Source organism: Streptomyces sp. NPDC000880, assembly GCF_053599675.1.
Map to the genome: position 1 here is coordinate 43,226 of NZ_JBSFMS010000028.1, position 21,855 is coordinate 65,080.

Sequence of the window (21,855 nt, forward strand, 5' to 3'; positions counted from 1 at the left end):
AGGGTCGTCCCCGCAGGGGATCGGCGGCCGAACCCGGGTGATCAACACGGATTGCCCTGCCGCCGCCGACCCCGAGGAGTCGAGCCCGGAGGGGCCCCGGAACCCCAACCCGGCGGCACCGGGGCACCCCAAGACCCGCACTGCGAACCCCCGCACCCGGTGCCTCCCGGCGGGGAGGGGCCGTGCAGGGTCGTCCCCGCAGGGGATCGGCGGCCGAACCCGGGTGATCAACACGGATTGCCCTGCCGCCGCCGACCCCGAGGAGTCGAGCCCGGAGGGGCACCGGAACCCGCACCCCACGACGCCGGACACGCCCGACCGCCCCAAGACCCGCACCGCGGACCCCCGCACCCCACGGCACCGGGCAACACCGCACCGCGGACCACCGCACCGCGGGCCCCCGCACCGCTACCGCGTCGCGTCGAACCAGCGGTCCCGCGCCAGTTCCTCCGTGCGCGACGGGTCCTCCAGCAGCGCCGCCACCTCGAAGCGGCGTGGCCACTGGCCCGCCGACCAGGCCAGGCCCGCCGCCACGCCCTCCACCGTGGACGCGTGGATCACGCCGTCCGGGGTGCGGCGCCACTCCAGTTCCGTGCCGCCGGCGATCAGTTCCTCGTGTTCGACGTACGTCGCCGGCGTGGCCGGGCCGAGGAGGACGTGGACCGATTCGGGGACCTCGTGCTCCTCACCCTCCGTTGTCACCTCCGCCGCGACCGTCTCGCTCAGGCGGCGGACCTGGAGCAGTTCCGCCAGTTCCGCCGCCCGCGCGGGGCTCACCGGAAGCAGCGGCAGACCCTCGGTCAGCGGGAGCAGGTCCGGCGCGTCCGCGATCACCGCGTCCGCCGCGTCGACGACGCGGACCTCGCCGTCCACGACCGCCCGCAAGTCGTCCGGGAGCGTGACCTGTTCCGGGTCGAGGTCGGCCAGGGCCGTGTACAGGGCGTGGAGTTGGGCCGACCGCACCGGGCGGTCCGGGTCCGAGAGGCGGCCGAGCAGCTCCGCCGCGCCGCCCGGCTCGTCGAGGAGCGCGGCGACCGAGGTACGTACACCCAGCGCCCGCAGCACCTGCGCGTCGTCGAAGCCCGTCGCGTCCACGGCCTCGTAGAGCCCGGCAAGCAGCGGGTCGCCGCTCGCCGCCCGCAGGCCCGCCGGGCGCCGGCCGTCCAGGACCGGGTGGTCCCGCAGCCACCACGCCGTGTACGGGCGCACCGTCTCCGTCGTGCCGTCCGGCAGCAGGATCCGTACGGACTGGGTCAGCGCGTCCCGCAGCGGCGGCTGCGCCAGCAGGGCCAGCGCCTGCGGCCAGCAGTCGTCGTCCACCAGGTCCAGGTCGCGGACCGCGACGATCTCCGTGGCGACCGGCGGCACCGGCGTGTCCGGCAGCCGGTCGAGCACGTCCTCGCACCAGACGTCGACCGCGTCCAGCAGACCCGGGTCGTCGGGCTCGGCGAAGTCCCCGTCGCGGGGCTCCAGTTCGTCGGGGTCCAGGACGACGTCCGTGGCCCGTACGAGCGCGAAGTTCGCCAGCACACCGCACGCGGCGAGCGGCTGCCGGCCCCACCGCTCGGCCAGTTCGGCGTCGCACAGCGCCAGTTCGTCCTCGCGCATCACGGAGGCGAACGGGCTGCCCGGCAGGACCAGCTCACCCGCAGGCGCGAGTTCGCCGTCCTCGTCGGGCAGCGCCAGCGCGCCCAGCCACGGCTCGTCGCCGGGCTCCAGCCCTGCGTCCCGTACGAGCGCGAGCACCGTCTCGGCGAGCTCTTCCGCGTCCGGCGCGGCAGCGTCCCCGACTTCGTCGTACCAAACCTCGCCCGCGTCCAGCGAGCCCGCGACCGCCGCCCGGACCTGCGGCGTCGTCAGCACTGCGCGCGGCGTCGCGGGCAGCGCGCCCAGCTTCTCGAGAAGCGGGTGGGCGGCCTCGGGATGGACGACCTTCAGGCCGAGCCGGGCCAGATGTGGCGGCGTATCGGCCAGCGGCAGCAGCGTGTGGCGCGGCCCGATCGTGGTGCGCCCTCCCCCAGAGCCTCCGGCCTGGGTGGTACCCCCAGCCAGCGGCACGGGCAGCCCCGACAGCCGGTCCGGGTCGACCCCGGCGAGGCTGTCGTACAGCCGCCGCCACCAGCCGGGCTCGCGCTCCAGGCCGGCGAGGCGGTCGATCGCCTCGGTCAGCGGCACCCGCGCGACGCCGAGCGTACGCAGCTCGACCCGGCGCTCGAGTCCCGCGGGCAGCAGGCTCGGCATCACCTCGGCCAGTACGCGTACGGTCTCCGCGCCCGCGCCCTCCAGGACCTCCGCCTCGATCGGCCGCAGTGCGGCGGAGATCTCGCGGTCGGGCAGACCGTCGGGCAGACCGGTGTCCTCGCCGGACGCATCGCGCGGCGCGGCCGCCTCCAGGAAAGCCGTGCGCGACAGCAGCGAGAGGATCGCCGCCCGCAGCGCGCCGTCCAGCTCGCCCTTGCCGAGCGGCCCCGGCACCAGGTCGATGGTGCCGACGCTCACCGGCTGCCAGTTGCCGAGCAGTTCGGCGTACGCGTCCGCCGCCCGCCGCACCAGGAAGTCGGTGAGCGGCCCGGGCGCGGGATGCCGGCGGGTGGGGTCCAGCGGCAGCGAGGCGATCAACAGCGCGGGCACACCGAGGGGTTCGTCGGTGGGCGTCGGCGCGTGCACCACCGGGGCGGTGCGCGGCCGGGCGGGCGCGCCCTCGTCGTCCACGGGCACCGCCCAGGTGACGGTCCAGTACGGCCGCAGCCGCTCCTCGACGGGCCGGTCGGCGAGCAGCGCGCGCTCGATGGAGCCGGCGTGGCTGACGACCCGCCAGCGCCGGTCGCCTTGCGTGCTGTCTTCGATGTGTACGTACGCCCCGTGCACGGAGCGCCTCAACTCACGTACGCCGGACGGGGTCTCGATCACGATCTCGGCGAGGCCGGGCAGCGTGAGCAGCAGCGCGTCGTCGATCCCGGCGAGCAGCCGTTCCACCAGGTCGACGGCGGAGCCGTCCCGCAGCGGCAGGACGACCACGGTGTCGTACCCCTCGGGGGCCGTGCCCTCGGCGGGCAGCGGCAGCCGCAGCAGCGGTACGTGCCCGTCGCGGCGGCGCAGCTCGTCGCCGAGCCCCGGGCTTGCCTGGGCTGCCTGCTGCGTCAGCTCCCTGGCCTCCGCGAGCGACCAGCGCACACCGCCGTGCCGGCCGACGACGGCGGGCTCGTCGCTCACCGCGAGTACGGCTGCGAAGCCGACGCCGAACCGGCCGACGGCGGACTTGTCGCCCTCGCGTTTGGCCGAAGCGCGCAGGGTGCTCAGGGACTCGACGCCGGTCGCGTCCAGGGGAGCGCCGGTGTTCGCGGCGGCGAGGACGGGAGGCTGATCGCCCGTGGCCGGCCGCAGGGTGAGCCGGAGCCGGCCCGGCACGCCCGCCCGCGCGGCGGCGTCGGCGGCGTTCTGCGCCAGCTCCACGACGAGGCGGTCCCGGTAGCCGCCGAGCGCCAGGTCCTCCTCGGCGTTGGCGTCCTCCCGGAAGCGGGCCGGACTGGCCCCCCACGCCTCGAGCACCCCGCGCCGCAGCCGCGCCGTCCCGAACGGGTCGGCCCACTCGGTCGTCCTGACGCTCACGCTGTCACTCCATTCTCTCCGGTTGACCCGCGTATGTGTGCCTGTGCGGCCGAAGGTACCCCGGTGTTGGGGGGTCGTGGTGAATGTGGGCGGGGGGACGTTGGCAGGACCTGTCCATCAAACGCCGGACGGGCTTGAAATCAAGCCCGTCCGGCGTTTGAGGACAGAGAGGGAGACCTAGGAGTGGCCGAGATCCTCCGCGCCGTCCGGCTCCGCGGAGACCGAGCCACTGTCGCGGGCCGGGTGCAGCAGGAACTCGTCCGCGCCCATCGAGTCGAACACCGGTGGCGCCGGGGTGGGCGGCTTCGGCATCACGGCCGCCTCGGAGTGGGCTCCGCAGCCGTACGTCAGGGACACGACCTGCCCGTCCGCCGGGGAGAACTCGTTCGCGCAGACGCCGAAGGCCTGCCGCAGCGAGCCCGCCATCGGGACCAGGAAACCACAGGTCACACAGGCCGCGGGGGCCGCCTGTGCCATCGCAGTCTTGGCGCCGTGGGACTCATCCCAACGGTCGGCCGCGGTGTGCAGCCCGTACCGGGACAGGACCCTGGCACGGCGCATGCCGAGCTCTTCGGCGAGCGCCGCGATCGCGCCGCGGCCGTTGGCGACGGTGGCGTCGACGGGCCTGCGGTCGGTGAGCTCGGCGTCCTCCGCCTCGACGCGCTCGGCGAGGTCGTGCGACGGAACGGGCTCGGCCACCACGGAGTTCGGCGGGGGCGCGTCCTCGCCGGTGAAGCCGGGCTCCAGGCGCAGATCCTCCGCCTCGGTGGGCAGCAGATCGCCGGGGCCCAGGTCACCGGGCCGCAGCCGCTCGCTCCACGGCACCCACTCCGGCGCGAGCAGCGCGTCGGGACCGGGCAGCAGGACGGTTTCGTCGAGGGTGACGACCTTGGCGCGGGAGGCCCGGGTGACCGTCACCGCCCAGCGCCAGCCCCGGTAGGCGAGTTCCGTGCACTCGAAGAAGTGCGTGACGACCCGGTCTCCGTCCGAGACGAAAGACACATGCTCGCCGACCACTCCCGGGGCCGCGGCCTCCTCGGCCGCCGACCGGGCGAGGTCTACCGCCTCGGCGCACAGGCGGTCAGGGGTACGGCTTCGCGTCGCAGCACTCACAGGTCTCGCTTCTCTCCTACGCCGTCTCACGGGTGCGCCGGCCGATTCACGAGGTACGGGCCGCGGGCGGAGCGGACCAGAGGGCCGCATCGACGTCCGCGCCCAGACCAACCTGTCTCGGGCACACCTACCGTCATCCATTCTGCGGGATGCCGAACAGGCGCGCGGCCGAGAACAACCGCCGGTGGCGCGCTACGCACGCTACCCCCTCTGCCGCTCGCCGCCCACCTGCCCGCCCCAACAAGGGGCGAACAACACGGCGCCTCGGTTCGGCTCGGCGGGGGTTGGGGCACTATGACGGGGTGGCAGGCACGAGTTCGTCCGAGGGAGCCGGCCGGCTCGCAAGAGCAGGCCGGGCGGTCGGCCATGCCATGCATCTTCCGTTCACCGGCGCGGCCCGCGGCATCCGCAAGGCTACCCATGCGCACGGCGCGGGCGAGTCGGGCCTGGGCAAACTGATCGAACTGCACGCGGTGAACGGCGCCGGCGATGTCATGATCACCGTCGCGCTCGCGTCGACGGTTTTCTTTTCCGTGCCGACGGACGAGGCGCGCGGCCGGGTCGCGCTGTACCTCGCCGTCACGATGGCGCCCTTCATTCTGCTTGCCCCGGTCGTCGGCCCGCTTCTGGACCGCATCCCGCACGGCCGCCGCGCGGCGATGGCCGGCGCGATGCTCGCCCGCGCGCTGCTCGCGCTGACGATGTCGGGGGCGGTGGCGACGGGCGGGCTCGAGCTTTACCCGGCGGCGCTGGGCGTGCTCGTCGCGTCCAAGGCGTACGGAGTGGTGCGCAGCGCGGTCGTGCCGCGGCTGCTGCCGCCGGGCTTCTCGCTGGTCAAGGCGAACTCGCGGGTGACGCTGGCGGGGCTGCTGGCGACGGGCATCGCGGCGCCGATCGGGGTGGGGCTGCAGCAGATCGGGCCCCAGTGGCCGTTGTACGGGGCGTGCGCGCTGTTCATTCTCGGCGGGTACTGGGCGTTCACGATGCCGCCCAAGGTCGACTCGGCGAAGGGCGAGCGCAAGGCGCACATGCTCACGCACGGGGAGACGAAGCCCAGTCTGCGTACGGTCGGGCCGTCCGTACTGCACGGGCTGCAGGCGAACGCGGCGTTCCGTGCGCTGTCCGGGTTCCTGATCTTCTTCCTGGCCTTTCTGCTGCGGGAGCATCCGCTGGCAGGGCAGAGCGCGGCGGTCTCGCTGGGGATAGTGGGCGTCGCGGCGGGTGTGGGCAACGCGCTCGGCACGACGGTGGGGGCGTGGCTGAAGGCCCGTGGCCCGGAGCTGATCATCGCGACGGTGCAGGCGGTGGTGCTGACCGTGGCGATCACGACGGCGGCGTTCTTCGGCGCGGGCATGGTGGCGGTCCTGGGCGCGACGGCGGGCCTGTGCCAGGCCCTGGCGAAGCTGTCCCTGGACGCGCTGATCCAGCGGGACGTCCCGGAAGAGGTCCGCACGTCGGCGTTCGCGCGCTCGGAGACGCTGCTCCAGACGGCCTGGGTGGCGGGCGGCGCGATCGGCATCTCACTGCCGCTGAACGGCACACTGGGCATGTCGGTGGCGGCGGGAATCCTGGCACTGGGATTCCTGACGACGATCCGCGGCCTGCTGGGCGCGGCACGAAGGAGCGGCGCACCCCGAGCACGGGTGGCGTAGGCAGCGGGGGACGTATGCCTGCGGGCCGGACCTGGGGCTCGTCGGCGGCGCCTTGGCTTGTGTCGCGAGTCACCGTGGCGCGGGCGGCCCGGACCCTCATACGCGGCGCGCCGTACCCCCGCGTGGCAGGAGCGGACGCGCCCGATAGCCTTCGGGCCATGACCGTTGCGTTCTTCTCGGGCAAGCGCCGCCGGGCCGCTGCCGCTCTCGGTGCCGTCTCCGCCGGGCTCCTCGTCCTTTCCGCCTGCGACAAGCCGACCCCGCTCGCGACCGTGACCGTCGGGACGGACTCGGTCCACACCGAGGCGGCCTGCTACAACGACGGCCAGCCGATCAAGGAATCGCTGCTCCAGAGCTGCCTGACCCAGAAGCCCGCGAAGACCGTCAAGGTCGCCCTGGACGACAAGGTCCGCATGGGCGTCGACCCTGAGATCGCGGACAACGGCTGGACCCTGCTCTTCGGTGGCCAGCCCGTCGAGCAGGAGCCGTACAAGAACTCGTACCGGACCATCCCCGGCAACGCCTTCTTCTCCTCGCAGACCGGCGAGCCCACCAGCAAGACCGCGGTCAGCATCATGGAGACCAAGGGCAAGAAGGTCATCGGCATCTGGCACTTCCAGTTCGAAAAGGCCTCCTGACCCGGAGGGTCGTGCCGTGCGCGTACTGGTGGTGACCGCAGTGGCGGCGGAGGCCGAGTCCGTCGCCGCGGGGCTCACCGGTCCCGTACGCGATGCCCGGCAGCTGCCCGGCGGGTACCCGCTCTCCGGCCACGCCCGCGCCGACGTACTCACCGCCGGCGTCGGACCCGCGGCCGCCGCAGCGGGCACCGCAACCGCCCTCGCCACCGGTGCATACGACCTCGTCGTCTCCGCCGGAATCGGCGGCGGCTTCCCGGCCCACGCCGCCGTCGGTGCCCTCGTCGTCGCCGACGCGATCATCGCCGCCGACCTCGGCGCCGAGACGCCCGACGGATATCTCCCCGTCGACGAACTCGGCTTCGGCTGCTCCGCGCACCTCCCGCCCCCCGAGCTCGCCGCCCGCATCGCGGGGACCCTCGACGCCGTGTACGCGCCCGTCCTCACCGTCTCCACCGTCACCGGCACCGCCGCCCGCACCGCCGAGCTGACCCGCCGTCATCCGCGCGCCGCCGCCGAGGCGATGGAAGGCTTCGGGGTCGCGGAGGCTGCCGCCGCGCACAGCGTGCCGGTCGTCGAGATCCGCGCGATCTCCAACCCTGTCGGCCCGCGCGACCGTGCCGCCTGGCGCATCGGCCAGGCGCTGGACTCGCTGCGGTACGCCTTTCAGCAGCTCGCCCCCGTCCTCGAAGAGGAGCCGACCCATGAGTGACGCCTTGCAGATCGCGTACTCGCCCTGCCCGAACGACACCTTCGTCTTCGACGCGTGGGCGCACGGCCGGGTGCCCGGCGCGCCCGCCATCGATGTGACGTTCGCGGACATCGACATCACCAACGGCATGGCGGAACGCGGCGAGCTGGATGTGCTGAAGGTGTCGTACGCCGTACTGCCCTGGGTCCTCGACGAGTACACGCTGCTGCCCTGCGGCGGCGCGCTCGGCCGCGGCTGCGGTCCGCTCGTACTGACGAAGGAGCCGGGGACGGACCTCCTCGGGAAGACCGTCGCCGTGCCGAGCGAGCGTTCGACGGCATATCTGCTGTTCCGGCTCTGGGCCGCGGACGTCGTCCCGGGAGGTGTCGGCGAAGTCGTCGTGATGCCGTTCCACGAGATCATGCCGGCCGTACGGGACGGCAAGGTCGACGCCGGACTCGTCATCCACGAGGCGCGGTTCACCTATCAGCGGTACGGGCTGCACCGCGTCGCCGACATGGGCGAGCACTGGGAGTCGACGACCGGGCTGCCGATCCCGCTCGGCGCGATCATCGCGAAGCGGTCGCTGGGCGCCGAGACGCTGAAACTGCTGGCCGAATCCGCGCGCGCGTCGGTGCGCATGGCGTGGGACGACCCGGAGGCCTCCCGCCCGTACGTACTCGAGCACGCGCAGGAAATGGACCCGGCAGTGGCCGACCAGCACATCGGGCTGTACGTCAACGAGTTCACCGCGGACCTCGGCACCGACGGGTATGCGGCGGTCCGGGGACTACTGACGCGCGCCGCGGCCGAGGGGCTCGTACCGCCCCTCGGCCGCGATGCGCTCAGTTTCGGGTAGTGGCTAGACGTCCAGCTGGTCCGCCACCGCGCGCAGCAGGCCCGCGATCTTTGCGCCGTGCACCTTGTCGGGGTACCGGCCGCGCTCCAGCATCGGCGTGATGTTCTCCAGCAGGGTCGTCAGGTCCTGCACGATGGACGCCAGCTCGTCCGGCTTGCGCCGCTGGGCCGCCGCCACCGAGGGCGTCGGGTCGAGAACCGTCACCGAAAGTGCCTGGTCACCGCGCTGGCCCGCCACGACGCCGAACTCGACGCGCTGGCCCGGCTTTAGCGACTCGACCCCTTCGGGGAGCACCGACGAGTGAACGAAGACGTCGCCGCCGTCGTCGCGGGAGAGAAAGCCGAAGCCCTTCTCGCTGTTGAACCATTTGACCTTGCCGGTAGGCACGTCTGTCCTCGTCCTCGTACTCGTTGGGGCGCTGGGGCACCGGAACTTGGGCACCGAAAAACGGTCCTGGATAGCACTACAGCGGGTCGCCTGACCCGCCACCCCCAAGGCTAATGGTCCCGGGGCTGGTGACAAGACGTCGCCGAACGGTTCCTACGCGCAAGGAACTACCCTGGCCGAATGACTGCTACTCCTCCCGCCCCTGGTGACGGGCTGGTGCGCGTCGGCGTGATCGTCTTCATCGTCGGCGCCGTGGCCACCCTGGTCACCGTGGCCCCACTGTTCCTGGGGACCGAGCCGTTCCCGTCGGTCGCGTACGCGGTGTGCATGCTGATGGGCGTCGGGTTCCTGATCGCCGCTGCGGGGGTTTTGCGCTCGATCGCGGCGCAGCGCAGTCAGGCCAAATCCGCGCTGTAGGCGCGTAGCCAGGCGGGGAACGCGGTCAGGTCGTCGATGATCACGTCCGCGCCGGCCGCGCGCAGTTCCGCCGCGTCGCACGGCCCGGTCGGCACGGCGACCGAGAGCGCCTCGGCCGTGTGTGCGCCCCGTACGTCTCCGGTGTGGTCGCCGACGTACACACTCGCGCCGTGCTCGCGCAGCGCCTCCGCCTTGGCCTCCGCCCACAGCCAGCCGATGACCTCGTCCGGGGCTATCCCGAGATGGGCGAGGTGCAGCTTGGCGTTCGGCTCGTGCTTGGCGGTGACGACGATCGCGCGGCCTCCGAGCTCCTGTACGGCGGTCACTGCCTCGCGGGCGCCGGGCAGGGCGAGGGTCGGCTCGATGGCGTATGTGGGGTAGATCTCGCGGTACCGGTCACCCATCTCCTGGATCCGCTCGTCCGGGAACCAGTGCGCCAACTCCTGCTCCAGGGGTGGCCCGAGCCTGGTGACGGCCAGGTCGGCATCGATCCAGACACCGGTCTCGGCGGAGAGCGCCTGGTAGGCGGCGTGGATGCCGGGGCGGGAGTCGATGAGCGTCATGTCGAGGTCGAAGCCGACGGTGATCGGGTGCGTAGCCATGGGAACCATTGTGCCCATCCGGCTCTACGACACCGTTGTTTAGACTTAGCCAAGCCTTACCAACCTCGACCCCTGTTTGCCCGTTCTTGTCCTTCTTGTGATTTTTTCGCCTTTCTGATTGGTCTTCATGTCAGCCAGACGCGCGCTCGCGGTCCGCCGCATCGGCTGGACGGCGGCAGCCGTCGCGGCCCTGCTGCTCGCGGTCCTGCTCAGCCTCGCGGTCGGGGCTCGCGCCATCGCGCCGTCCGCCGTCCTCGACGCCCTGTTGCACGGCGGGCACGGTGACGCCGAAGTCGTACGGCAGTTGCGGGTGCCGCGCACGCTGATCGGCGTGATGGTCGGAGCCGCGCTGGCCCTCGCCGGCACAGTCCTGCAGGGCATCACCCGTAACCCGATCGCCGATCCCGGGATCCTCGGCATCAGCCAGGGCGCTTCGGTGGGTGTGGTGCTCGCCATCGCCTTCGCCGGGATCCACACTCTGACGGGGTACGTGTGGTTCGCCTTCGCCGGCGCGGCTTTCGCGTCGGTGGCGGTGTACGCGATCGCGTCGAGCGGCCGCGGCGGCGCGACCCCGGTGAAGCTGGCGCTGGGCGGCGCGGCGATCAACGCGCTGCTGGTGTCGGTGACGATGGCGGTGCTGACGACAAAAGCCGCGGCGCTGGACGAGTTCCGCTTCTGGCAGGTCGGCTCGGTGGCCGGGCGCGACGCCGAAGTGGTCGGCCAGATCTGGCCGTTCCTGCTGGTGGGCATGGTGCTGGTGATGTCGGTCGCGCGCGCCCTGGACGCGCTGGCGCTGGGCGAGGACGTGGCGAAGGGGCTGGGCCAGAAGGTCGCGACGGTACGGATCGTGGGCGGCGTGGGGGCGACGGTACTGACGGGCGCGGGCGTGGCGGCCGCGGGCCCGATCGCCTTCATCGGCCTGGCGGTCCCGCACATCGCCCGCGCGATCGTGGGCGGCGACCACCGCTGGGTGCTGCCGATGGCGGCGCTCATCGGCCCGGTGATGCTTCTGGTGTCGGATGTGATCGGCCGGGTGATCTTCCCGCCGAGCGAGATCCCGGCGGGCGTGATGACGGCGCTGATCGGGGTGCCGTTCCTGGTCACGCTGGTCCGGCGGAAGGCGGTTCCCGCGTGAGCGCCATCGGAACCCGTGGGGGTCCCCCCGGACGAAGTCCGGGGGAGATTGAGGACACGGCCGAAGGCCGTACGGGGGCCGTCGTTTTGGCCATCGCGTCAGGAGGGCCGCATGAGCGCTGACACCATGACCGTACGGCCGGCGGGGTACTCACTCGTACGGGCCGGGCGCGGGAGCTTCCTCGTGCACCGGCGGGCCGCTGTCGTCACCGGGGTCCTCGGCGTCGTGCTCGCCGCCGTCTGCGTCGCGTACCTCTGCGTCGGGGAGAGCTTCGTCGCGCCCGGGGAGGTGCTGAAGGTCCTCGCCGGGCAGGACTCGCCGGACGAGCTCGTCGTCGGCACCCTGCGGCTGCCCCGCATGGTCACCGGGCTCCTCGTCGGCGCCGCCTTCGGTGTCGCGGGGGCGCTCATCCAGACCGTCGCGCGCAATCCCCTCGCCAGCCCCGACATCATCGGGATCAGCCAGGGCGCGAGCGCCGTCACCGTCGGGGCGATGACCTTCGGGGTCACCTCGTACACCGTGCTGCCGTACCTCTCCGTCGCCGGCGGCATCGTCGCCGCCGCGCTCGTGTACGTCTTCGCCTGGCGCGGCGGGCTGCACGCCACCCGGTTCGTGCTCATCGGCATCGGCTTCGCGATCGCGCTCCGGTCGGTCACCACCCTCTTCATGACCAAGGGCGACTACCTCGTCGCCCAGCAGGCCCAGATCTGGATGACCGGCTCGCTCAACGGCCGCGGCTGGGAAGAGGCGGCACCGCTCGGCTGGACGCTGCTCGCGCTCGTGCCCGCCGTGCTGTGGGCCGCCCGCGCGCAGCGAACCGTGAGCATGGACGACGACACGGCGACCTCGCTCGGCGTGCGGCTCGGGCGCGTACGGCTCGGGCTCGTCCTGCTCGGAGTCGTCCTGGCGTCCGTGGCGACCGGCGCGGCCGGACCCGTCGACTTCGTGGCGCTGCTCGCACCGCAGATCGCCCGCCGGATGACCCGGACCGCGCAGATCCCGCTGCTCTGCTCCGCGCTGATGGGCGCGGTCATCGTCGTACTCGCCGATCTGCTGGCGCGAAAGCTCCTGGCGCCCACCGAGCTGCCGGTGGGCGTGCTGACGGCCGCCGTCGGCGCCCCCTATCTGATCTGGCTGATCGTCCGAAGTCGTACCGCTGGAGGCAAGGCGTGAGCAGGCTCACCGCGCGCGAACTGACGCTCGCCTACGAAGACCGCACGGTCGTGCACGACCTCGACCTGGCCGTTCCGGACGGGCAGGTGACGGTGATCGTCGGCCCGAACGCATGCGGCAAGTCGACGACCCTGCGCGCCCTCGGGCGACTGCTCAAGCCCCGGGGCGGGGCCGTGCTGCTCGACGGCCAGGAGCTGTCGAAGATCCCCACGAAGAGGATCGCGCAGTCGATCGGACTGCTGCCGCAGTCGCCCGTCGCCCCCGAGGCGATCACCGTCGCCGACCTCGTCTCCCGCGGCCGCCAGCCCCACCAGCACTGGTGGCAGCAGTGGTCACAGGAGGACGAGCGCGCGGTCACCGACGCGATGGAGCGTACGGACGTCCATGCGCTCGCCGAGCGGTCGGTGGACGAGCTGTCCGGCGGGCAGCGGCAGCGCGTCTGGATCGCGATGGCGCTCGCCCAGGAGACGGATCTGCTGCTCCTGGACGAGCCGACGACGTATCTCGACATCGCCCACCAGGTCGAAGTGCTGGATCTTGTACGGCAGTTGGCGCATCCGACTCCTATTGGCTCGCGCGGGCGAACCGTCGTCGCCGTACTGCACGACCTCAACCAGGCCGCGCGCTACGCCGACCGCCTGGTCGCCATGAAGTCCGGCCGGATCGTCGCGGAGGGCCACCCGAAGGAGATAGTCACCGCGGATCTCGTACGCGAGGTCTTCGGCCTTGACTCGGTGGTGGTCCCGGACCCGGTGACGGGGTCGCCGCTGGTCGTGCCGGGCGCGCCGTACTCGCCCTCCCGCGTCGCCGATGTCCCCGCCCCTGCCACCACCCGCTGAAAGGCTCCGCCACCCATGACCGGAAACCTCCGCCGCCGCACCCTCGCCGCCGGTCCCGTCGTCCTCACGGGGGCGCTCGCCCTGACCGCGTGCGGCTCCGGATCCGACAACAACAAGGACACGTCGCCGGGCGCCGGCGGAACCCACACCGTCAAGACGGCCATGGGCGACGTCCAGGTCCCCGACGCGCCGCGGCGGGTCGTCGTGCTCGACACCGCCGAGCTGGACTCCGCGATCACGCTGGGCGTGAAGCCGGTCGGCGCCGCACACGCCGACGTCGAGTCGGGCTTCCTCAACTACCTGCCCAAGGACCAGGTCGCGGGCGTCAAGGACGTCGGCGCGATCACCCAGCCCAATCTGGAGGCCGTCGCCGCGCTCGAGCCGGATCTCATCCTCACCAGCAAGGTCCGCGACGGCGACAAGTACGACAAGCTCAAGGCGATCGCTCCGACCGTCATGACCGAGAGCACCGGCCATCCCTGGAAGGACAACTTCCAGGTGCACGCCGACGCGCTCGGCAAGAAGGACGAGGCCGCGAAGATCGTCTCCGCGTACGACGCCCACGCGAAGAAGGTCACCGAAGCCCTCGGCGGCAAGGAGAAGGCAGCGGCCACCAAGGTCAACGTGGTGCGCTTCGTCGAGGGCGCGGACATCCGCATCTACGGCAAGCAGAACTACATCGCGACGATCCTCGCCGACGTCGGCCTCGGCCGCCCCGCCATCACCGACAAGGCCAAGGACGGCTTCTCGTACGACGTGAGCCCGGAGAAGATCGACCTCGCGGCCGCGGACGTCATCTTCCATTCCACGTACGGCGACCCGAAGAAGGCCAAGCAGACGCAGACTCTCGGCAGCGGTCTGTGGAAGAACCTGCCGGCCGTCAAGAACGGCACGGTCTTCCAGGTCGACGACCAGCTGTGGATCCAGGGCATCGGCTACACCGCGGCCGGTAAGATCCTCGACGAACTGCGGGCCGACCTCACGAAGTAGGCACCCCTCAGCGCCTCCGCGCCCGCCTCAGCGCCTCCGCGCCCGCCACACCAGAAAGAGCGCGGAGGCGACGGCCGCCCCCTTCACCACCCACGGCCACGTGCCGGCGAGCGCCTCGCGCATCTGGTCCTGCGGGATCGGCTCGCCCCAGCGCCCGTTGACCCGGCCCCACAGCCAGACGCACGCGCCCGCCACGACCGCCCCGGGCAGGCCGACGACCGCCCACTTCACCTCCGTGCGGGACAGCCGGCGCGAGGCGTAGGCGAGGAGCCAGCCACCACCGAGGGCCAGCCAGGAGCCGAGCACGGCGCCGACGACCAGCAGAGCGGCGGCGAGCAGCAGGAAGGGATTGGCGAGGGCCGGCCTCGGCCCGGCCGCTTCGGTACGGCGGCCGAGCCGCGGACGCCACCGGCGCGGTGCGGCGTCCGCCTCCACCGCGTCGTCGCCCTCGTCCTCCGCCTCGTACTCCTCGTCCGGATCCGCCTCGACGGCCGCGGCCAAGTCCCCCTTGGACGGCGGGGGTTTGAGTATCTCGGGGATCTCGACGCCGCCGACGAACCCGGCCACGCTCTCGCCCGCCCCGAACGGCCCCGGCTCGACCCGCCACCAGTCGGGCTCGCTGCCGGAGGGGCCGAGCTCGTCCATCCCCGCGAGATGCGGGGGCGACGCGCCGGTCGCAGCTCGTGTGGCCTCGGGCCGCTCGGGAGCCGCGGACTTGCGCGGCCGCGGGATCCGGCGGCGTACGCGCTGCTCGGGCACGGCGGTCCGCGGCGGCGCCGGCACCTGGGAACCTGCCGGAGGCCCGTCCTGCGACGTGGCCGCCACGACCTCGTCCGGCGTACCGAGCCGCCCGAGAATCCGGCGAACCGCCGCCGGGCTGTCCGAGCCGAACTTCGCCCGCTGCCGGTCGATCTCGTTCCGCAGCGACGACACCAGCCGCATCCGGGTGTTGGACGGCAGCTGGTGCTGCTGGGCCAGGTCGCCGACCCGGCTCAGATAGTCGTAGACGAGCTGATCACTCTCGATCCCCACCGGCGTTTCCCCTGACGTTCCTGCCCGGCCGCCCGCTCTCCCCGGGCCCGCCCTGTCCCCGACCGTAGCGCTCCAGGGACTACCGTGGGGCGGATGGGGACCATGCCCGAAGGAAGCAGTACGAGCAGTCCGCGCACGCTCGCCGAAGCTCTGCGCACCCGCGGTGACGAGGAACTGGCCGCACTGCTGCGCGCCCGCCCCGACCTGCTGACCCCCGTGCCGAACGATCTGACGCAGCTCGCCACGCGGGCCGGCACGCGTGCCTCCGTCGTACGCGCGCTGGAGCGGCTCGACCGGTTCACGCTGCAGACGGCCGAGGCGCTGGCGGTGGCCCCCGACCCCGCCCCGTACACGACGCTCCTCGCACTGCTGACCGGAGACGAGGGCGCTGAGGGTACCTTGCATGCCGGCACGGCCATGGGGGAAGTCGACGTGGCCCTGCCGCGGGCATTGGGCGTGCTGCGCGGGCAGGCACTCGTATGGGGCGACGACGACCGGCTGCGGCTGGTGCGCACCGCGCGCGAACTCCTCGCCCCGTCGCCGACCCGTCCGTCCCCGACCGGCCTCGGCCCGACCGTCGCCGAGGCCACGGCCGGGATGTCGCCGGGCCGGCTGCAGGAGATCCTCGCGGCGGCCGGGCTGCCCACAACCCACGATCCGGTCTCCGCGGTCGCCGCGCTGACCTCGCTGTTCACCGACCGCTCGCGGATGGCGGCGCTGCTCGACACCGCCCCGTCCGAGGCACTGACGGTGCTCGACCGGCTGGTCTGGGGCCCTCCGTACGGAGAGGTCACGGCGAACCCCACGCCGCCCGTACGGTGGCTGCGCGACCGCGGGCTGCTGCTGCCCGCGTCGCCGCGGACGGTCGTGCTGCCGCGCGAGGCGGCGCTGCATCTGCGCGGCGGCCGCGCCCACCGCGCGCCGGAGCCGGTGCCGCCCGCGGTCAGACCGGCCGCGACGGCGTCGATGACCGAGGGTCGTCCACAGGTTGTGGACAGCACGGCGGCGGGCCAGGCCTACACCGCGCTCTCGACGGTCGAGGACCTGCTGAAGGACTGGCACGAGGGCGGACCGGCGGTGCTGCGCTCGGGCGGCCTTTCGGTACGTGACCTCAAGCGCACCGCGGCCGCGCTGGACACGACCGAGCAGATGGCCGCGTTCTGGCTCGAACTCGCCTATGCAGCGGGCCTGTTGGCGGCGGACGGCGAGGCGGACGAGCGGTACGCGCCGACGCCGGCGTACGACGACTGGCTCACGCTTCCGGCGGCCGAGCGGTGGGCGCGGCTCGCCGCGGCATGGCTCACCGCGACGCGCACAGCGGGCCTGATCGGCGGCCAGGACACCAAGGGCCGTACGCTCTCGGCCCTCGGCCCCGACCTGGACCGCTCAGCCGCGATCGAGGTCCGCCGCCGCGTCCTCAACCTGCTCGCCTCGCTCCCCGCGGGCACGGCCCCCGATCCGGAATCGGTCCTGGCCCGCCTCCGCTGGGAACGCCCCCTCCGCGGCACGGGCACACAGGCCCTGTACACGAACACGAACGCGGCCCGGAACGCGGCGGGCGTCCCGACAGACCTGCGCTCCCGCATCGCCACCTGGACCCTGACCGAGGCAGAGGTCCTCGGCGTGACGGGCCGCGGGGCACTGTCGACGCACGGGCGAGCGCTACTGGGGCCCGCGGGGGACGGGGAGCTCACCACGGGGAACGGGGAGCTCACCACGGTCTCCACCGGAACGCCGAGCGCGACCGAAGCAGCCGCCCGGCTCACGGCGGCGCCCGGGCTGGGCGCAGCCCGCTCCACCGTGCCGGAACCGGGCGGCCCAGACGCCCAAGCCGCCTCCGCCGACGCGCTCGCGCCACTTCTCCCCGAGCCCCTCGATCACATCCTCCTCCAGGCCGACCTCACCGCCGTCGCCCCCGGCCCCCTTCAGCGGCCGCTCGCCGAGACCCTCGCCGTGCTCGCCGACGTCGAGTCCAAGGGCGGCGCCACCGTCTACCGCTTCACGCCCGCCTCCGTGCGCCGCGCGCTCGACGCCGGGAAATCCGCCTCCGACCTGCACACCTTCCTGGCCACGCACTCCCGCACCCCCGTGCCGCAGCCGCTCAGCTATCTCATCGACGACGTCGCCCGCCGCCACGGCCATCTGCGTATCGGCGCCGCGTCCGCCTACGTACGCTGCGACGACGACGCGATGCTCGGCGAGATCCTCGCCGACAAGCGGTCCCAGGGCCTGCGGCTGCGCCGCCTCGCCCCCACCGTCCTGGCCGCCCAGGCCGACCCGGCGACGCTCCTGGAGGGGCTGCGCACCATGGGATACGCGCCCGCCGCCGAGTCCGCGGAGGGCGACGTCCTGATCACCCGTGCCCACGCCCGCCGCACCCCGCCCCGTAGCGCGCCCGTCCCGGTCCCGGACGGCCCGCCGGTACCTGACGGGACGCTGCTCGGCGCGGCGGTGAAGGCGATCCGCGCGGGTGACCTCGCCGCCACGGTCGTACGCAAGCCCGTCCCGGAGCCCGCGAAGAACGGCCGGCTCCCCCGCACCACGTCGGCCGAGACCCTCGCCACCGTGCAGGCCGCGGCGATGACCGGAGCCGCCGTCTGGATCGGCTACGTCAACGCGGACGGCGCGGCCAGCCAGCGCGTCATCGCGCCGGTGCGCGTGGAGGGCGGCTTCGTCACGGCGTACGACCACACGGCGGACGAAGTCCGCACGTACCCCCTGCACCGCATCACCGGCGTCGCCGAACTCGCGGACGACCCCGCTTGACGGCCTTCACGGGCCTGACGGCTGTCGCATGCGCGAACCGGCGCCCCAGCAGCAGATAGCCGAGCAGCGCGCCCGAGGTGTTGAGGATCACGTCGTCCACGTCGAAGGCCCGCCCCTCCACGACCGCACCCTGCGCCAGCTCCACCAGCGCCATCACCACCACGGTGAGCGCGATCACCCGCACCAGCCGCATCGACCCCGGCACGAAGACGGGCAGCAGCACCCCGAAGGGCACACCGAGCAGAAGATTGCCGCCGATCTGCTTGCACGCCGCGAGGAAGGTGTAGTCCTCGGCATATTGCCGCAGCGACGAGCCTGGACGGAGGTTGGCTGTTGCGATGTCCGCCGAGGCGTGCGAAGGGGCAAGGGTCAGCCGGGCCAGTACGGCCGAGAACGCGACCAGTGCCACAAACGCCACCACCATGGCGGACACGCGCAATGCTGTTCTGCCCCTCGACGTACGGGGCTGTGCTCCCGATGTCATGGAGGTGCGGATACCCCCGACGCTCCCGGACAGGCCCGTATGTTGCCGGTGAGCAGCGCCACACCTGGCCTGCGAGACCGCTCGATGCGGCAGACTGGACGTTTGGCCTTACCGAAAGGGCGCAGGTGTGAACGGACCCCTCATCGTCCAGAGCGACAAGACGCTCCTCCTCGAAGTCGACCACGAGCAGGCGGACGCCTGCCGTCGCGCCATCGCGCCCTTCGCGGAGCTGGAGCGTGCCCCCGAGCACATCCACACCTACCGGGTCACCCCGCTCGGCCTGTGGAACGCCCGGGCCGCTGGGCACGACGCCGAGCAGGTCGTCGACGCGCTGGTGGCGTACTCCCGCTACCCCGTCCCGCACGCCCTCCTCGTCGACGTCGCCGAGACGATGGCCCGCTACGGCCGGCTGACCCTGAGCAAGCACCCCACGCACGGGCTCGTGCTCACCACCACCGACCGCCCCGTCCTGGAGGAGATCCTCCGGTCCAGGAAGGTCCAGCCGCTGGTCGGGGCCCGGATCGACCCGGACACGGTCGCCGTGCACCCCTCCGAGCGCGGGCAGATCAAGCAGACGCTGCTGAAGCTGGGGTGGCCCGCCGAGGACCTCGCCGGGTACGTCGACGGCGAGGCGCACCCTATCGAGCTCGACGAGACCGGCTGGGCCCTGCGCCCGTACCAGAAGCAGGCCGTCGAGGGCTTCTGGCACGGCGGCTCGGGCGTGGTCGTGCTGCCCTGCGGCGCGGGCAAGACGCTCGTCGGGGCCGGTGCGATGGCACAGGCGAAGGCGACCACCCTGATCCTGGTCACCAACACCGTCTCGGCCCGCCAGTGGAAGCACGAGCTGGTGAAGCGGACGTCACTGACCGAGGACGAGATCGGCGAGTACAGCGGTACGCGGAAGGAGATCCGCCCCGTCACCATCGCGACGTACCAGGTGCTGACGACGAAGCGGAAGGGGATCTATCCCCACCTGGAGCTCTTCGACTCGCGGGACTGGGGCCTGGTCGTCTACGACGAGGTGCATCTGCTGCCCGCGCCGGTCTTCAAGTTCACCGCCGATCTGCAGGCCCGGCGGCGGCTGGGGCTCACCGCCACGCTCGTACGGGAGGACGGCCGCGAGTCGGACGTCTTCTCGCTCATCGGGCCGAAGCGTTTCGACGCGCCCTGGAAGGAGATCGAGGCGCAGGGCTACATCGCGCCCGCGGACTGTGTGGAGGTACGGGTCAACCTCACTGACTCGGAGCGGCTCGCGTACGCGACGGCCGAGACGGAGGAGAAGTACCGCTACTGCGCGACGACCGCGACCAAGCGGAAGGTGACCGAGGCGCTGGTCGCCAAGCACAGGGGCGAGCAGACGCTGGTCATCGGCCAGTACATCGACCAGCTCGATGAGCTGGGCGAGCATCTGGACGCGCCGGTCATCAAGGGCGAGACGTCCAACGCGCAGCGCGAGAAGCTCTTCGACGCGTTCCGGCGGGGCGAGATCTCCGTGCTGGTCGTGTCGAAGGTGGCGAACTTCTCGATCGACCTGCCGGAAGCGACCGTCGCCATCCAGGTGTCGGGCACCTTCGGGTCCCGCCAGGAGGAGGCCCAGCGCCTCGGGCGCGTGCTGCGGCCGAAGGCGGACGGGCACGAGGCACGGTTCTACTCGGTGGTGGCGCGCGACACGATCGACCAGGACTTCGCGGCGCACCGTCAGCGGTTCCTGGCGGAGCAGGGGTACGCGTACCGGATCGTGGACGCGGACGAGTTCCTGAGCCCGAATTGACGAGTTCCTGAGGGCGGGGTCGGGCCGGGCCTCCGTGGACGGACTCAGACCGCTCCCGTGTGCGTACTCACGTCGCGCGTGCTCACGTCCTTCGGGGCCGTAACGCGCGGGCCCGGCACGAGGACCGGCGCCGGCGACGCCGGCTCGCGCCGCACGGCCAGTGCCAGCAGCGCCAGCCCGAGCAGCGGATACGGCGACGCCAACGCCTGCTGCCACCAGGGGAGTTGGAGGTCGGCAGCGCCTTGGTGCGGGACCAGCCACAGGGTGCGGGCCAGGAAGACCGCGGCGACGGCCGCCGCCGTGCGGTGCCGGCCCTCCGCGATCAGCACCGCGAGCAGCGGTACGCACCACACCCAGTGGTGCGACCAGCTGATCGGCGAGACGAGCAGCGCGGTCAGCGCGGTGACCAGGACGCCCCGCGCCCCGCTCGCGGCGCGGCGGGCGATCCACAGCCCCGCGACGGCGGTGACGGCGGCGGCCAGTGCCCACACCGGCCCCGGCTCGGGGGTGTGCAGCGCGCGGGCGAACAGTCCTTGCAGCGACTGGTTGTCGACGATCCACGCCTTGCCGACCCGGCCGGTCTCGAAGATGCGCCGGGTCCAGAAGTCCACGCTGGCCTGCGGGAGTACGAGCGCGCCCAGCAGCACGGTGCCGATGAAGGAGGCGAGAGCGGTGAGCCCGGCCCGTACCCGTCCGGTGATCAGCAGATAGAGGATGAACACGGCGGGCGTGAGCTTGACGCCGGCCGCGACGCCGAGCGCGAACCCCTTGCCGATGGCTTCCTCGTCCCTGGACAGGTCCCACAGGACGAGGCAGACGAGGGCGAGGTTGATCTGCCCGAAGAGGAGCGTCTGGAAGACGGGTTCGAGCCAGAGGCCCGCGGCGACGGCTGCGATGATCAGCGGCGGGCGCGCGGGCAGTCCGGCGAACCGGCAGGAGAGCCGCACCAGCAGGGCGAGCAGAGCTACGTTCCCGACGACGAAGCCCACCTTGAGCGCCGGTAGGGGCAGCAAGGTGGTCGGTACGAAGAGGATGGCGGCGAAGGGCGGATATGTGGCGGGCAGATGCCACTCGGTGACGGTGAATCCGTAGAGATCGGTGCCGTTCGCGACGGCTGCTCCCTCGGCCCGGTACACGAGGGTGTCGGCCATCGGGATGCGCTGGGCGACGCAGAGCGCGGCGAGCGCGGCGAGCGAGAGGGCGAGAGCGAGGGCGGATACTGCGGTGAGTAAACGCGGGGTCACGTTCCGGTACTTCACGGCCGCGACCCTACTAGGGGGTCGGTGGATTCGGTGTCAGCGGCGGCGGACGTCCGCCTCTTCGGCGTACTCCCCAAGGACGGCGACGCTGAACACGGCGCTTGCAAAGACCTTGACCGCGCGCAGTGCGTTGCCGAGGCGGTGCGGGGAGTGCGGGGTGGAGCCGGTGGCGGTCGCTCCGTGGTGTGGGTGGGGGATGTGGGCGCCTGGGGTAAAAGTTGTACTCATGTCTCCCATGGTGACTCCTCCACCCCCTAGGGGGTGGCTTCTCGCTATGCCGGTTGGGCTTCGCGACGGACCAGCCCAGAACGTTCAGGGCACCCACCGTGTCAGCATGCGCGTTGTGGCTGCCTTGTTGTCTCCGAACGCCGGTGTCCTGGAGCGAGGGACGCCTTTTTGAGTGGAAGGCCGCCGACGGCGGTGCCGATCGCGAAGAACAGC

Annotated in this window: 19 protein-coding genes; 11 read left to right on the forward strand and 8 right to left on the reverse strand. The window is 72.5% G+C overall.

Annotated elements, in window-relative coordinates; translation table 11 throughout:
• Positions 1–408: 408 nt before the first annotated feature.
• Together ACWDO5_RS12490 and ACWDO5_RS12495 are read right to left on the reverse strand one after the other, a co-directional pair.
• A complete protein-coding gene (locus tag ACWDO5_RS12490; protein ID WP_450530274.1) occupies positions 409–3,609 on the reverse strand; it encodes a sacsin N-terminal ATP-binding-like domain-containing protein in 3,201 nt (1,066 codons plus the stop codon).
• A 177-nt stretch (positions 3,610–3,786) separates the two neighbouring features.
• On the reverse strand, positions 3,787–4,722 hold the full coding sequence (locus tag ACWDO5_RS12495) for a DUF3027 domain-containing protein (protein WP_450530275.1): 936 nt from the start codon (positions 4,720–4,722) through the stop codon (positions 3,787–3,789).
• Between the two features lie 371 nt (positions 4,723–5,093).
• Between ACWDO5_RS12495 and ACWDO5_RS12500 the strand changes: the two genes are divergently transcribed.
• The 4 genes from ACWDO5_RS12500 (at position 5,094) to ACWDO5_RS12515 (ending at position 8,559) form a co-directional block, all read left to right on the forward strand.
• Positions 5,094–6,374, forward strand: coding sequence for an MFS transporter (locus tag ACWDO5_RS12500; RefSeq protein ID WP_450530292.1), 1,281 nt, complete (start codon positions 5,094–5,096; stop codon positions 6,372–6,374).
• A gap of 158 nt (positions 6,375–6,532) precedes the next feature.
• On the forward strand, positions 6,533–7,012 hold the full coding sequence (locus tag ACWDO5_RS12505) for a DUF2771 domain-containing protein (RefSeq protein ID WP_450530276.1): 480 nt from the start codon (positions 6,533–6,535) through the stop codon (positions 7,010–7,012).
• A 16-nt stretch (positions 7,013–7,028) separates the two neighbouring features.
• Complete coding sequence (locus ACWDO5_RS12510) at positions 7,029–7,721, forward strand: futalosine hydrolase (protein ID WP_450530277.1); 693 nt, start codon at positions 7,029–7,031, stop codon at positions 7,719–7,721.
• Entirely contained in the window at positions 7,714–8,559 is an 846-nt protein-coding gene (locus ACWDO5_RS12515; protein WP_450530278.1) for a 1,4-dihydroxy-6-naphthoate synthase, read from the forward strand. Before ACWDO5_RS12510 ends, ACWDO5_RS12515 begins: the two co-directional genes overlap by 8 nt.
• A 3-nt stretch (positions 8,560–8,562) precedes the next feature.
• Here ACWDO5_RS12515 and ACWDO5_RS12520 read toward each other — a convergent pair whose 3' ends face one another.
• Entirely contained in the window at positions 8,563–8,946 is a 384-nt protein-coding gene (locus tag ACWDO5_RS12520; protein WP_450530279.1) for a cold-shock protein, read from the reverse strand.
• A gap of 180 nt (positions 8,947–9,126) precedes the next feature.
• Between ACWDO5_RS12520 and ACWDO5_RS12525 the strand changes: the two genes are divergently transcribed.
• Positions 9,127–9,363 (forward strand): hypothetical protein, encoded by a 237-nt coding sequence (locus ACWDO5_RS12525; protein WP_450530280.1) that lies wholly within the window; start codon positions 9,127–9,129, stop codon positions 9,361–9,363.
• Here ACWDO5_RS12525 and ACWDO5_RS12530 read toward each other — a convergent pair.
• Complete coding sequence (locus ACWDO5_RS12530) at positions 9,342–9,974, reverse strand: HAD family hydrolase (RefSeq protein WP_450530293.1); 633 nt, start codon at positions 9,972–9,974, stop codon at positions 9,342–9,344. The two genes, ACWDO5_RS12525 and ACWDO5_RS12530, sit on opposite strands and share 22 nt — an antisense overlap.
• Positions 9,975–10,092: 118 nt before the next feature.
• Between ACWDO5_RS12530 and ACWDO5_RS12535 the strand changes: the two genes are divergently transcribed.
• The 4 genes from ACWDO5_RS12535 (at position 10,093) to ACWDO5_RS12550 (ending at position 14,102) form a co-directional block, all read left to right on the forward strand.
• A complete protein-coding gene (locus ACWDO5_RS12535; RefSeq protein WP_450530281.1) occupies positions 10,093–11,100 on the forward strand; it encodes a FecCD family ABC transporter permease in 1,008 nt (335 codons plus the stop codon).
• Positions 11,101–11,211: 111 nt separating this feature from the next.
• Positions 11,212–12,273 (forward strand): FecCD family ABC transporter permease, encoded by a 1,062-nt coding sequence (locus tag ACWDO5_RS12540; RefSeq protein ID WP_450530282.1) that lies wholly within the window; start codon positions 11,212–11,214, stop codon positions 12,271–12,273.
• Positions 12,270–13,112, forward strand: coding sequence for an ABC transporter ATP-binding protein (locus tag ACWDO5_RS12545; RefSeq protein WP_450530283.1), 843 nt, complete (start codon positions 12,270–12,272; stop codon positions 13,110–13,112). Before ACWDO5_RS12540 ends, ACWDO5_RS12545 begins: the two co-directional genes overlap by 4 nt.
• A 15-nt stretch (positions 13,113–13,127) precedes the next feature.
• Positions 13,128–14,102, forward strand: a complete 975-nt coding sequence (locus ACWDO5_RS12550; RefSeq protein WP_450530284.1) for an ABC transporter substrate-binding protein — start codon at positions 13,128–13,130, stop codon at positions 14,100–14,102.
• Between the two features lie 27 nt (positions 14,103–14,129).
• On the opposite strand, the gene ACWDO5_RS12555 is transcribed toward ACWDO5_RS12550, so the two are convergent.
• A complete protein-coding gene (locus tag ACWDO5_RS12555; protein ID WP_450530285.1) occupies positions 14,130–15,134 on the reverse strand; it encodes a hypothetical protein in 1,005 nt (334 codons plus the stop codon).
• Between the two features lie 93 nt (positions 15,135–15,227).
• Between ACWDO5_RS12555 and ACWDO5_RS12560 the strand changes: the two genes are divergently transcribed.
• On the forward strand, positions 15,228–17,900 hold the full coding sequence (locus ACWDO5_RS12560; protein WP_450530286.1) for a helicase-associated domain-containing protein: 2,673 nt from the start codon (positions 15,228–15,230) through the stop codon (positions 17,898–17,900).
• Here ACWDO5_RS12560 and ACWDO5_RS12565 read toward each other — a convergent pair.
• Positions 17,863–18,324 (reverse strand): VanZ family protein, encoded by a 462-nt coding sequence (locus ACWDO5_RS12565; RefSeq protein ID WP_450530294.1) that lies wholly within the window; start codon positions 18,322–18,324, stop codon positions 17,863–17,865. The genes ACWDO5_RS12560 and ACWDO5_RS12565 overlap by 38 nt on opposite strands.
• Before the next feature lie 187 nt (positions 18,325–18,511).
• Between ACWDO5_RS12565 and ACWDO5_RS12570 the strand changes: the two genes are divergently transcribed.
• Complete coding sequence (locus ACWDO5_RS12570; protein ID WP_450530287.1) at positions 18,512–20,155, forward strand: DNA repair helicase XPB; 1,644 nt, start codon at positions 18,512–18,514, stop codon at positions 20,153–20,155.
• A gap of 44 nt (positions 20,156–20,199) precedes the next feature.
• Here the strand turns inward: ACWDO5_RS12570 and ACWDO5_RS12575 are convergent, their stop codons facing one another.
• The gene (locus ACWDO5_RS12575; RefSeq protein ID WP_450530295.1) at positions 20,200–21,306 is read right to left on the reverse strand and encodes a glycosyltransferase 87 family protein; all 1,107 of its coding nucleotides are present in this window, start codon (positions 21,304–21,306) and stop codon (positions 20,200–20,202) included.
• A gap of 144 nt (positions 21,307–21,450) precedes the next feature.
• On the reverse strand, positions 21,451–21,642 hold the full coding sequence (locus ACWDO5_RS12580; RefSeq protein ID WP_450530288.1) for a hypothetical protein: 192 nt from the start codon (positions 21,640–21,642) through the stop codon (positions 21,451–21,453).
• Positions 21,643–21,855 lie beyond the last annotated feature (213 nt).